Source organism: Roseovarius azorensis (genome assembly GCF_900109455.1).
Taxonomy (GTDB): domain Bacteria; phylum Pseudomonadota; class Alphaproteobacteria; order Rhodobacterales; family Rhodobacteraceae; genus Roseovarius; species Roseovarius azorensis.
This window is the reverse complement of record NZ_FOAG01000008.1, coordinates 118,676-130,005: the sequence shown is the minus strand read 5'-3', so window position 1 is coordinate 130,005 and position 11,330 is coordinate 118,676. Positions and strand designations below refer to the sequence as shown.

General features: G+C 63.4%; 13 protein-coding genes. 8 read left to right on the top strand and 5 right to left on the bottom strand.

The annotated features are described in order from the left end of the window. Positions 1-31 precede the first annotated feature (31 nt). The 8 genes from bchZ to dxs all read left to right on the top strand — a co-directional run bounded on the left by bchZ (position 32) and on the right by dxs (position 7,267). Complete coding sequence (bchZ, locus tag BSG08_RS13150; RefSeq protein ID WP_093037706.1) at positions 32-1,507, top strand: chlorophyllide a reductase subunit Z; 1,476 nt, start codon at positions 32-34, stop codon at positions 1,505-1,507. Between the two features lie 4 nt (positions 1,508-1,511). Continuing rightward, positions 1,512-1,739 (top strand): cytochrome PufQ, encoded by a 228-nt coding sequence (pufQ, locus tag BSG08_RS13145; protein ID WP_093037703.1) that lies wholly within the window; start codon positions 1,512-1,514, stop codon positions 1,737-1,739. 124 nt (positions 1,740-1,863) lie between these two features. After that, complete coding sequence (pufB, locus tag BSG08_RS13140; RefSeq protein ID WP_009819267.1) at positions 1,864-2,013, top strand: light-harvesting antenna LH1, beta subunit; 150 nt, start codon at positions 1,864-1,866, stop codon at positions 2,011-2,013. A gap of 15 nt (positions 2,014-2,028) precedes the next feature. Continuing rightward, positions 2,029-2,190: a light-harvesting antenna LH1, alpha subunit gene (gene pufA, locus BSG08_RS13135; protein WP_050662776.1), complete on the top strand. Its 162-nt coding sequence runs from the start codon at positions 2,029-2,031 to the stop codon at positions 2,188-2,190. A 116-nt stretch (positions 2,191-2,306) separates the two neighbouring features. Next, positions 2,307-3,146 carry a photosynthetic reaction center subunit L gene (gene pufL / locus BSG08_RS13130; protein WP_093037700.1) on the top strand — a complete coding sequence of 280 codons (840 nt, stop codon included), beginning with the start codon at positions 2,307-2,309 and terminating at the stop codon, positions 3,144-3,146. 2 nt (positions 3,147-3,148) lie between these two features. Further along, positions 3,149-4,135, top strand: coding sequence for a photosynthetic reaction center subunit M (gene pufM / locus BSG08_RS13125; RefSeq protein ID WP_175544786.1), 987 nt, complete (start codon positions 3,149-3,151; stop codon positions 4,133-4,135). Positions 4,136-4,138: 3 nt separating this feature from the next. Next, positions 4,139-5,233: a photosynthetic reaction center cytochrome PufC gene (pufC, locus tag BSG08_RS13120; protein ID WP_093037694.1), complete on the top strand. Its 1,095-nt coding sequence runs from the start codon at positions 4,139-4,141 to the stop codon at positions 5,231-5,233. A gap of 105 nt (positions 5,234-5,338) precedes the next feature. Continuing rightward, positions 5,339-7,267 (top strand): 1-deoxy-D-xylulose-5-phosphate synthase, encoded by a 1,929-nt coding sequence (dxs, locus tag BSG08_RS13115; protein WP_093037691.1) that lies wholly within the window; start codon positions 5,339-5,341, stop codon positions 7,265-7,267. 3 nt (positions 7,268-7,270) lie between these two features. Here dxs and BSG08_RS13110 read toward each other — a convergent pair whose 3' ends face one another. The 5 genes from BSG08_RS13110 to BSG08_RS13090 form a co-directional block, all read right to left on the bottom strand. Beyond that, complete coding sequence (locus BSG08_RS13110) at positions 7,271-7,705, bottom strand: c-type cytochrome (RefSeq protein ID WP_093037688.1); 435 nt, start codon at positions 7,703-7,705, stop codon at positions 7,271-7,273. Between the two features lie 97 nt (positions 7,706-7,802). Next, positions 7,803-9,017 (bottom strand): 5-aminolevulinate synthase, encoded by a 1,215-nt coding sequence (hemA, locus tag BSG08_RS13105; RefSeq protein WP_093037685.1) that lies wholly within the window; start codon positions 9,015-9,017, stop codon positions 7,803-7,805. After that, positions 9,007-9,819, bottom strand: a complete 813-nt coding sequence (puhE, locus tag BSG08_RS13100; protein WP_093037683.1) for a putative photosynthetic complex assembly protein PuhE — start codon at positions 9,817-9,819, stop codon at positions 9,007-9,009. The genes hemA and puhE overlap by 11 nt, the downstream gene beginning before the upstream one ends. Positions 9,820-9,906: 87 nt before the next feature. Then, entirely contained in the window at positions 9,907-11,031 is a 1,125-nt protein-coding gene (gene acsF, locus BSG08_RS13095; protein WP_093037680.1) for a magnesium-protoporphyrin IX monomethyl ester (oxidative) cyclase, read from the bottom strand. Then, the gene (locus BSG08_RS13090; protein WP_093037677.1) at positions 11,028-11,324 is read right to left on the bottom strand and encodes a hypothetical protein; all 297 of its coding nucleotides are present in this window, start codon (positions 11,322-11,324) and stop codon (positions 11,028-11,030) included. The genes acsF and BSG08_RS13090 overlap by 4 nt, the downstream gene beginning before the upstream one ends. Between the last annotated feature and the right edge of the window lie 6 nt (positions 11,325-11,330).

The following is an 11,330-nucleotide window of genomic DNA, read 5'->3' as shown; positions in this document are numbered from 1 at the left end:
TTTCAGGCCAGATGAAGCCGGAGGTGATCCGATGCTGATTCAGGATCACGACAGGGCCGGGGGCTATTGGGGGGCGGTCTATGCCTTCTGTGCCGTCAAGGGTCTGCAAGTCGTGATCGACGGTCCTGTGGGCTGCGAGAACCTGCCGGTGACGTCTGTTCTGCATTACACCGACGCTCTGCCGCCGCATGAGTTGCCTATCGTGGTGACGGGTCTGGGCGAGGGCGAGATGGGATCGGGCACCGAAGAGGCGATGAAACGCGCCTGGGGTACGCTCGATCCGGCGTTGCCTGCGGTGGTCGTGACCGGCTCGATCGCCGAGATGATCGGCGGGGGGGTCACGCCGCAGGGTACCAACATTCAGCGTTTCCTGCCGCGCACCATCGACGAGGATCAATGGCAGTCGGCGGACCGGGCGATGACCTGGATCTTCAGCGAATTCGGCATGACCAAGGGGCGCATGCCGCCCGAGAAGAAACGTGAAGAGGGCAGCGCCCCCCGCGTCAATATCCTCGGGCCGATGTATGGCACGTTCAACATGCCCTCTGATCTGCGCGAAATCCGCCGTCTGGTCGAAGGCATCGGCGCCGAGGTCAACATGGTGATGCCCTTGGGCGCCCATCTGGCCGAGATGCGCAATCTGGTCAACGCCGACGTCAATATCGTCATGTATCGTGAGTTTGGCCGGGGTTTGGCCGAGGTTCTGGGCAAGCCCTATCTGCAGGCGCCGATCGGTGTGGAGAGCACGACGCTCTTTCTGCGCAAGCTGGGTGAGATGCTGGGGCTTGACCCGGAACCGTTCATTGCGCGCGAAAAGCATTCGACGCTGAAACCGGTCTGGGATCTGTGGCGCTCGGTGACGCAGGATTTCTTTGCCACGGCGAATTTCGGGATTGTGGCGAACGAGACCTATGCGCGCGGTGTGCGCAATTTCCTTGAGAGTGACATGGGCCTGCCCTGCGCCTTTGCGGTGGCGCGCTGCGCGGGCAAAAAGACCAACAACGAGGAAGTGCGCAGCCTGGTTCACGGCAAGCGTCCGCTGATCCTGATGGGGTCGATCAACGAGAAGATGTATCTGGCGGAAATGAAGTCGGGCTTTGGCCCGCGGCCCGCGTTTCTGCCGATGAGTTTTCCGGGGGCGGCCATACGGCGCGCCACGGGCACGCCGGTGATGGGTTATGCCGGGGCGACCTGGCTGGTGCAGGAGGTGTGCAACAGCCTGTTCGACGCGCTGTTTCACATCCTGCCGCTGGGTACGGAGATGGATGCGGTCCAGGCCACGCCCACCCCGCTGCGCCGCGATTTCCCGTGGGATGCGGATGCCGCGCGCGAGCTGGAGCGGATCGTGGCATCCCATCCGGTGCTGACCCGCATTTCCGCCGCCAAGACATTGCGCGACGCCGCCGAAGAGGCGGCGCTGCGGCAGGGCGACGAGCGTGTCGTGCTGCAAACCGTTCAGGCGATTTCCCCCCGGATGGCCGGGGTTCCAGTTCGAGAGGAGGACTGACACGATGACCGACTTGACATCCAACCCGCCCCGGATGCGCAGCCCGCAGGCGCGCCGCCGTGGCCTGGAGTTTCAGGTTTACTTCGCGCTGATCTTCGCGCTGGCGCTGCCCTTTGCGACGGTGCGCTGGATGCGCGAGGCGATCCGCTATCGCACGCTCGATCTGCGCGGCCCGCTGGCCCGCGCCTGGGCCGAGGCGGATCGCACGACGCCACTGATTTTCTCGGCCTGACCGCCGGGACCAAGAGCTGCCTGCCCCGGAGACGGGGCGGACAGAACCCTGAGGGGCCATGCCGGCCCCAAAGGACCCGGCCGCGGGGCACGCGGCGTCAGCATAACGTTCCGGAGGAAAGTTCATGGCTGATAAATCCGACCTGTCCTTCACAGGTCTCACAGACGAGCAGGCCCAGGAGCTGCATTCGGTCTACATGAGCGGCCTCTGGCTGTTCACGGCGATTGCAGTGGTTGCGCATATCGCAACCTTCATCTGGTTCCCGTGGTTCTGAGGAAAGGGGTAGAAAATGGCTAAGTTTTACAAGATCTGGCTGATCTTCGACCCCCGCCGCGTTTTCGTGGCGCAGGGCGTGTTCCTGTTTCTGCTGGCGGTGATGATTCACCTCGTGCTGCTGAGCACCGACGGTTTCAACTGGCTTGAAATCGCGACTGCAAAGTATGGCGGGTGATGGTCTGACCGTCACATGATCGCTGCGGGCGGGGCACGCCTTCGCCCGCAGCTACCCAACGAAACGATGCGGCTCTCGGGGCAACCCGCACAGCCGGACAACGCGGAGACCACGAAATGGCTTTGCTCAGTTTTGAAAGAAAGTACCGTGTCCGCGGGGGAACGCTGATAGGCGGCGATCTGTTCGATTTTTGGGTCGGGCCCTTCTATGTCGGCTTCTTCGGGGTCACGACCGCATTTTTCGCTGCCCTGGGCACGATCCTGATTTTCTGGGGCGCGTCGCAGCAGGGCACGTTCAATCCCTGGCTCATCAACATCGCGCCGCCCGATCTGAGCTATGGTCTGGCGATGGCGCCTCTCATGGAGGGGGGGCTGTGGCAGATCATCACCTTCTGCGCCACCGGCGCCTTCATCAGCTGGGCGCTGCGCGAGGTGGAAATCTGCCGCAAGCTGGGGATGGGCTATCATGTGCCCTTTGCCTTCAGCTTTGCGATCCTGGCCTATGTCACGCTGGTGATCTTTCGGCCGCTTCTGATGGGGGCATGGGGGCATGGATTTCCCTATGGCATCTTCAGCCACCTCGATTGGGTCTCGAACACCGGCTATGCCTATCTGCATTTCCACTACAATCCGGCGCATATGCTGGCGGTGACGCTGTTTTTCACCACCACCTTCGCGCTGGCGCTGCATGGCGGGCTGATCCTGTCGGCGGCGAATCCGGAAAAGGGCGAAGAGATGAAGACGCCCGATCACGAGGATACGTTCTTTCGCGATTTCATCGGCTATTCGGTCGGGACGCTGGGGATTCACCGGCTGGGTTTTCTGCTGGCGATCAACGCCGTCTTCTTCTCCGCCGTCTGTATCATCATCTCCGGCCCGGTCTGGACCAAGGGTTGGCCTGAATGGTGGAACTGGTGGCTGGAACTGCCGATCTGGCCAAGCCAAGTGGGGATGTGATCATGGCTGAGTATCAGAATATCTTTACCCAGGTGCAGGTTCAGGGCAGACCTGAATGGGGCATGGATGACAGCGGCCTGATGATGGCCGAACGGGTCGGGACGCCGCGGTTTTCCAAGCTCGTCGGCTGGTTCGGCAATGCCCAGATCGGGCCGATCAACTTTGGCATGCTGGGCATTGTCAGCCTGGCAAGCGGGCTCATCTGGTTCTTTATCGTGGGTCTGAACATGCTGGCGCAGGTGGGCTGGTCGCTGCCGGAATTCCTGCGACAGCTGTTCTGGCTGGCGCTGGAGCCGCCGGGGCCGGAACATGGCCTGTCGATGCCGCCCCTGAATGATGGCGGCTGGTATATCATCAGCTCGTTCTTTCTGCTGGTGGCGGTGCTTGGCTGGTGGCTAAGAACCTATCAGTTGGCGCAACAGCACAAGATGGGCAAGCATGTGGCCTGGGCCTTTGCCTCGGCGATCTGGCTGTTCCTGGTGCTGGGCCTCTTTCGTCCGATCCTGATGGGATCGTGGTCCGAGGCGGTGCCCTATGGCATATTCCCGCATCTCGACTGGACCACGGCGTTTTCGATCCGCTACGGCAACCTCTACTACAACCCGTTCCACTGCCTCTCGATCGTGTTCCTTTATGGTTCGGTGCTGCTTTTCGCGATGCACGGGGCGACCATTCTGGCGGTCAGCCGTTTCGGCGGCGACCGGGAGTTGGAGCAGATCGTGGATCGTGGCACGGCATCCGAGCGCGCCGCCCTGTTCTGGCGCTGGACCATGGGGTTCAACGCCACGATGGAGGGAATCCACCGCTGGGCCTGGTGGTTCGCGGTGCTGACGCCGATCACCGGCGGCATCGGGATCCTGCTCACGGGAACGGTCGTGGACAACTGGTTCATCTGGGCGCAGGAGCACAATTTCGCGCCGATGTATGACGGCTCTTACGGCTACGAGGCTTACGGCTCCTACCAAGCCTTCATCGGACAGGAGGAGTGAGCGATGTTTCCCAAATGGTTTGACAAATGGAACAGGGAAAACCCCAAGGACATCTATGGTCCCGCCATTGCGATCGGGGTGATCGGGGGGGCGGTTTTCGTCGCCGCGCTGGTGGTGACATGGGGCCAGCCCCATGCCACCGACAGCCTGCAGACCGGGCCGCGCGGCACCGGCATGTCGGTGCCCGAGTTCAAGGCCGACCTTGCCGTGCCCGATCCGGGGATTGCCGCGTTTCTCGCCTCTACCTCGGCGCCGGTGGTGCCGCAGGGCAGCGAACAGACCGCAGGTGCTGCACGTGACAACGTGCCGCCGGGACTGGAGGAACTGACGGTCGAGAACTACGACCGATTGCTGGCCGCGATGCGTGAATGGACCGGGATTGCCGATCTGTTCGACGATCCCGACAGCTATCAGACGGCGGTGGGCCATGTGATGATCGGCATGACCCAGAGCATCAACGAGAACTGGGATGGCCATGTGAACGCCAACAAGGAGGTGGGCGTCACCTGTTACACCTGTCACCGGGGCGAGCCGGTGCCCTCGGATATCTGGTACAAGATCAACCCGGTCAACGAGAGCGCCGAGGGCTGGTCCGCCAATCAGAACCGGGTGACGGTGCAGTCGCAGTATACCTCACTGCCCTCGGACGCGCTGGAAACCTATCTGCTGAATGGTGAGCCGATCGGCGTGCATGATCTGGAAAGCCGCGTGGCGGGCATTCCGGGGCAGGACGGTTATCCCGGCATCCAGCAGGCCGAACGGACCTATTCACTGATGAACTACATCTCGAATTCGCTCGGGGTGAATTGCGTGTTCTGCCATAACTCCCGCGCTTTCTACGACGGCACGGAGGTAACGCCGCAATGGGGCACGGAAACGCTTGGTATCCAGATGGTGCAGGAGATCAACAACACCTATCTGGTGCCCCTCGAGGGGCTCTTGCCCGAGGATCGTCTGGGGCCGGTTCATGCCGACGCGCCCAAGGCCGCCTGCAAGACCTGTCACAAGGGCTATCAGCAGCCGTTGCAGGGCACCAACGTGATCGGCGACTGGCCGGAACTGGCAACCACCAGCGGTTCGCCGGATTACAGCAACTGAACCAAGGCGGGGGGCGACAGCGCGCCGCCCCCCGTTCACCATCGCGCCGCGCGCGTTCCCGCAGATGCACGGGCGATGCCAGAGCCACCCGAGGAGGAGGCCGCGATGACCGATGACAGACCCCTGACACCCTTGCTGGACCGCGTCGCCGGTCCTTCGGATCTGCGGCAGATGCCTGACGGGCAACTGGCCGCACTGGCGAAAGAGTTGCGCGCCGAAGTGATTTCCGCCGTCTCGGAGACCGGCGGGCATCTCGGATCCTCGCTCGGGGTGGTCGAACTCACGGTCGCCATTCACGCGGTCTTCAATACCCCCATGGACAAGCTCGTCTGGGACGTGGGGCACCAGTGCTATCCGCACAAGATCCTGACCGGGCGGCGCGACCGGATCCGCACGTTAAGGCAAAAGGACGGGCTGAGCGGGTTCACCAAGCGCGCGGAATCCGAATACGATCCCTTCGGTGCTGCGCATAGCTCGACCTCGATCAGCGCGGCGCTTGGCTTTGCCGTGGGGCGCGACATGGGGCGGCCCACGGGCGATGCGATTGCCGTCATTGGCGACGGGGCGATCAGCGCCGGCATGGCCTATGAGGCGCTCAACAACGCCGGGGCGGAGGGGCGGCGGCTGTTCGTGATCCTCAATGACAACGAGATGAGCATCGCCCCTCCGGTGGGCGCGATGTCATCCTATCTCAGCCGGATGTATGCCAGCGAGCCGCTGGCGCGGATGGCGTCGCTGGCCGAGGGGTTCGAGTCCGCCCTGCCCGCGCCGATCCGCGAAAGCGCCAAGCGCGCGCGGCAACTGGTGACGGGGCTCACCGGGGGGGGCACGCTCTTCGAGGAACTGGGGTTTCAGTATGTCGGCCCCATCGACGGGCATGACATGGGGCAGCTTCTCGCGGTCCTGCGCGCGGCGCGCACGCGGGCGACCGGGCCGGTCCTGATCCATTGCTGCACGGTCAAGGGTAAGGGCTATGCCCCTGCCGAAACCAGTGCCGACAAGTATCACGGCGTGGCGAAATTCGACGTGGGCACCGGGGCGCAGTCCAAATCCGGGGGGGGCGCACCCTCCTACACCTCGGTCTTTGGCAGGGCTCTGACGGACGAGGCGGCGCGCGACGAGCGTATCGTGGCGGTAACCGCAGCGATGCCTGCGGGCACCGGCGTGGACAGGATGGCCGCGCGCTTTCCGGCGCGGGTGTTCGACGTGGGCATCGCAGAGCAGCACGCCGTGACCTTTGCCGCCGGGATGGCGGCGAGCGGTCTGCGCCCCTTTTGCGCGATCTACTCGACCTTCCTGCAACGTGCCTATGACCAGGTGGTGCATGACGTGGCGTTGCAGGGATTGCCGGTGCGTTTTGCGATAGACCGGGCAGGACTGGTGGGCGCGGATGGTGCGACCCATGCCGGGGCGTTTGACATCGGCTATCTTGGCAGCCTGCCGGGTTTCACCGTCATGGCCGCCGCCGACGAGACGGATCTGGTGCATATGGTGGCCACCGCCGCCGCGCATGATGCGGGTCCGATCGCCTTTCGCTATCCGCGCGGCGCGGGGCGCGGGGTGGCGCTGCCCGAACGGGGCAAGCGGCTGGAAATCGGCAAGGGCCGGATCATGGCCGAGGGCAGCGACGTGGCGATCCTGTCTCTGGGCGCGCATCTGGGCGAGAGCCTGGCTGCGGCCAGGATGCTGGAGGCCGAGGGAATCGCGGTCACGGTGGCCGATGCCCGCTTTGCCAAGCCGCTCGATACCGACCTGCTGATGCAACTGGTCGCGCATCACCGCGCGCTGATCACGGTGGAAGAGGGCGCGATGGGGGGCTTTGGCAGCCTCGTCATGCACGAACTGGCCCGGCGCGGCGCCTTCGACAAGGGACTCATCGTGCGCAATATCTGCCTGCCGGACAGGTTCATAGATCAGGCAAGCCTCTCCGAGATGTATGCCGATGCCGGGATGCGGGCCGAGGATATCGCGGCCACCATTCGTAACGCACTGGCAGGCCGCGCAGAGGTGGTGCCCCTGCGGCAGGTGCGCTGACGGCTATTGCGCCGGACGGGTGGCGATGCTCTCGAGATAGGCCCAGACATCACGGGCCTTGTCGCTGTCAGGCAACTTGTAGGCCATCTTGCCGCGCGCCGTCGGATCGTCAAGGTAATCGCGCAGGAACGCCGTTGCGTCCCTGACGTAGATCACGAAATCCTCCTCGTTCCAGCGCAGCCCCTCACGTCCCGCCGCAACCATCGAGGTCGAGTAGAAAAAACCCGGCACGCTGCCCGCATGCCGCCCGATCACGCCATAGAGGTTCGGTCCGGTGCGCCCGCCGCGCACGACCGGCGTTTCGGTCTCGTCGATCACCGAATGGCAGGCGCGGCAATCCTTGAACAGCGTCTTGCCGCGCGCGGCGTCACCGGCATGCGCAGGCAGGACAAACAGCGACAGAAGGATCGGGAAAAGCACGTTTGGATTGTGCGCCATGACATTCCCTCGCGTGTGCGTGTCCCTCTACTAGGTGGGTGACGCAGGGTCAGAGTCAATGCGCCCGTTGGCCCGTTCACGCGCTTGTCAGGGGATGTCAGGCCACCGCATGCGCGAGGGCGCACTGTTTCCAGAGGGTCGTCAGGGCGGCGACCAGATGGTCGATATCTGCGTCCGAATGTAGCGGGCCGGGGGTAAAGCGCAGCCGTTCGGTGCCCTTGGGCACAGTGGGATAGTTGATCGGCTGCACATAGATGCCCCAGTCGTGCATCAGGATATCCGCGAGCATCCGGCATTTGACTGGATCCTTTATCATCACCGGGATGATATGGCTGGGATTGTCCATATGCGGAATGCCCCGGGCATCCAGCTTGGCGCGCAATTGCGCCACCTGCGCACGCTGCTGGCGGCGTTCGCTCTGGCTCACCTTGAGGTGGCGAATGCTGGCGGTGGCGGCTGCGGCCACGGCGGGCGGCAGCGCGGTGGTAAAGATGAAACCGCTGGCAAAGGAGCGGATGAAATCGCACAGGCTGGCAGAGCCCGTGACATAGCCCCCCATGCAGCCATAGGCCTTGCCCAGCGTGCCCTCGATCAGGGTGATCCGGTCCGCCAGGCCCAGATCTTCGGACACGCCGCCGCCGCGCGGGCCATAGAGTCCCACGGCATGAACCTCGTCGAGATAGGTCATCGCGCCATGTTTTTCGGCCACCTCGACGATTTCGGCCATCGGGCTGATATCGCCATCCATCGAATAGACCGATTCGAACGCGACGATCTTTGGTGCGTTGGCAGGCAGGGCAGAGAGTTTGCGATCCAGATCCTCTGGATCGTTGTGCCGCCAGATCACCTTTTGCGCGCGCGAATGGCGAATGCCCTCGATCATGCTGGCATGGTTGAGCGCGTCCGACAGGATCACCGCGTCGGGCAGGCGGCTGCCCAGCGTCGAGAGCGCGGCCCAGTTCGATACATAGCCCGAGGTGAAGAGCAGCGCCGCCTGCTTGCCATGCAGGTCGGCCAGCTCGCGCTCCAGCACCAGGTGGTGATGCGCCGTGCCGGAAATGTTGCGGGTGCCGCCCGCGCCGGTGCCGCAGGCGTCAACCGCGTCTTTCATCGCCTGCCGGACGACCGGGTGCTGACCCATGCCGAGATAATCGTTGGAACACCAGACCGTCACCTGGTCGGGGGCGTCGTCATCGTGACTGCGCGCACGCGGGAACTGACCGCACTGGCGCTCCAGCTCGGCGAAGATGCGATAGTTGCCTTCCTCTTTCAGCGCGTCGAGTTGCGCATCGAACATGGCATCAAAATCCATGATGTCCCTCCGGTCTTGTGGTGGTGTTGTGGTGTTTGGGCGCGGGCAGCATCCAGCGCCAGAGTTTTGCATCGGGCAGCGGCAGCACCATCAGCCAGTGTTCCAGCAGCGCCAATGCGGTGATCGCCGTCAGCAGGGCAAAGCCTGCCGCGGCTTCGGGTGTGGGGGCGGACCAGAGCCGCTCCAGCCAGCATGCCACGGCAAAACTGAGCGCCGAGACGGAAACCGGAAAGAACCAGCTGAACGGCGCTACGCGAAAGTGGCTGGCGAGATGGCGCAGGGCGTGCGGCAGGAATTCGGTGTTGATCTTTGGCACGCCGAAATAGAGGTTCAGCTTGGCGGTGATGCGCGCGAAATAGAGCACCGTGAAAGTCCATAATCCGACACCATTCACCGCCTCATGGCCATGAATCCAGAGCGCGATCAGAACCCCGGCGAGCAGCATTTCATGATAGGCGATCGTGCCCCAGGCGCGGATGAAACGCTCCCACCCGGCGACATGCGCAGGGCAGGGATGGCGGTTGGGTCCGGTGACCGCCCCGGCGAGAAAGCTCAGCTCGATCCAGCCCCAGATCGCGATCGCTGCCAGAAACGCGCCATAGGCGGCGCCGGTGCCGGTCTGCGACAGGGTTGCCCCGTAGCCCCAGAGGCCAAGAAACAGCACCGGCAGCGCCAGCAGGACACAGTTGCGCCGCGCCGCCGCGCCGCGCCGTTCCGCCAGCCGCACCGCCACCAGGATCGCCCCGGTGGCGAACCACCAGAGGAAAAGCGCCGTCAGGGCTGCGATCCAGGGATTTGTCACGGCTTCTCCTTCATCTGGCCGAAAATACCTCGGGGGGTGTGGGGGGCTGGCCCCCACCCGGATCAACGCCGCAGGCACCGATCCGGCTCAATAGACCGGCTCCATCCGGGTAGAGGCGGGCACGGCGTGTTTTCTTGCCGGGATCGTGTAGAGCCCGACAAAGGCCGCCGCCGCGCGCATCTGCGCAGCCATCGACCGCACCCGCGCCGCAATCCCGGTCTGCGCCCGCGCCGCCGCCAGGTCGGCATTGGCCTTCTGCAACCGCCTCAACCCCGCAGACCAGCGCGGATGTTCGATATCCAGCGTGATCGGAAAGATCTGCCTGCTGATGTCAGAGGTCTTGGTGAACACCTCATGCGCATACCAGTCGGGATCGACGCCAAGCGCGTTGTGAAAGGCCGGGCGCTGATGGTCGCGCACATACATCGTGGCGTATACGGCGGTGAGAAAGAACTTGATCCACAGGACATTCCCGCCGCTCGTCAGTTTCGGGTCGGTCTTCATCAAGAGGGCAAAGGCCTCGCCATGGCTGAACTCGTCGTTGCACCATTCCTGGAACCACTTGAAGATCGGATGGAACCGGTGTTCGGGGTGTTTCTCGAGGTGGCGAAAGATGGTGATGTAGCGGGCATAACCGATCTTTTCGCTGAGATAGGTGGCGTAATAGATGAACTTGGGCCGGAAATAGGTGTATTTCTTCTGCTGGGTCAGAAAGCCCAGATTGACGGCCACCCCCGCCTCGCGCAGCGCATCGTTGATGAACCCGGCATGCCGTGCCTCGTCGCGCGCCATCAGCTGGAATAGCTGGGTGATGTCCTTGTTGTTGCCGCGCCGCTTCATTTCCTTGTAGAGCACGCAGCCTGAGAATTCGGCGGTGCAGCTTGAGACCAGAAAGTCGATGAACTCTTTTTTCAGCTTCGGCTCCATCCCCTCCCAGTCAACGTGATCCCAGTCCTCGTTCTTCTTGAAATGGCCCTTGTTGGGGTCGGCCTCCATCTGGTCGATGAGCCTGTCCCAATCCTCGCGCACGGATGATACGTCGATCGCGTCCAACTCGTCGAAATCGGTGGTGTAAAAGCGTGGCGTGAGCAGGGTGTTCTGCATCGCCAGTTCGGTGGCGGCCTTGCTGTCGAACCTGGCATTCGCCTCCTGAATGGCGAGACCTTCTTCGACGGTCGTGGCGTCGGCGGAATGTTTTATGGGCTTGTTCATAGCGTGACCTCCTCGGAGAATGAGAATTCGCAAAGCTCCATCACCTCGAAATCCCCGGTCCACCGGGTCCAGAGGCGTTCCAGCGCGCTGGCGCGAATGATCGTCGCCTCGCGGTCCTCGCGCACCACCTCGCCGTAGGGGGCCATGATCTCTGGCCCGTGGACCTTGACGCTGTCGCCGGGATAGACGGTGGTGCCGTTGTTGAACCGCACATGCGCGTGCAGGCTCTCGAAACAGTGGCTGATCTCGACCGTGCAGGGGGCGCGTTCAACCTCGCGTGTCAGAAGTCCCATGATGGT

Bases quoted from the DNA above. Each gene is read 5' to 3' on its own strand.
- bchZ (WP_093037706.1), top strand. From the start codon at position 32: ATGCTGATTCAGGATCACGACAGGGCCGGGGGCTATTGGGGGGCGGTC.
- pufQ (WP_093037703.1), top strand. From the start codon at position 1,512: ATGACCGACTTGACATCCAACCCGCCCCGGATGCGCAGCCCGCAGGCG.
- pufB (WP_009819267.1), top strand. From the start codon at position 1,864: ATGGCTGATAAATCCGACCTGTCCTTCACAGGTCTCACAGACGAGCAG.
- pufA (WP_050662776.1), top strand. From the start codon at position 2,029: ATGGCTAAGTTTTACAAGATCTGGCTGATCTTCGACCCCCGCCGCGTT.
- pufL (WP_093037700.1), top strand. From the start codon at position 2,307: ATGGCTTTGCTCAGTTTTGAAAGAAAGTACCGTGTCCGCGGGGGAACG.
- pufM (WP_175544786.1), top strand. From the start codon at position 3,149: ATGGCTGAGTATCAGAATATCTTTACCCAGGTGCAGGTTCAGGGCAGA.
- pufC (WP_093037694.1), top strand. From the start codon at position 4,139: ATGTTTCCCAAATGGTTTGACAAATGGAACAGGGAAAACCCCAAGGAC.
- dxs (WP_093037691.1), top strand. From the start codon at position 5,339: ATGACCGATGACAGACCCCTGACACCCTTGCTGGACCGCGTCGCCGGT.
- BSG08_RS13110 (WP_093037688.1), bottom strand. From the start codon at position 7,705: ATGGCGCACAATCCAAACGTGCTTTTCCCGATCCTTCTGTCGCTGTTT.
- hemA (WP_093037685.1), bottom strand. From the start codon at position 9,017: ATGGATTTTGATGCCATGTTCGATGCGCAACTCGACGCGCTGAAAGAG.
- acsF (WP_093037680.1), bottom strand. From the start codon at position 11,031: ATGAACAAGCCCATAAAACATTCCGCCGACGCCACGACCGTCGAAGAA.
- BSG08_RS13090 (WP_093037677.1), bottom strand. From the start codon at position 11,324: ATGGGACTTCTGACACGCGAGGTTGAACGCGCCCCCTGCACGGTCGAG.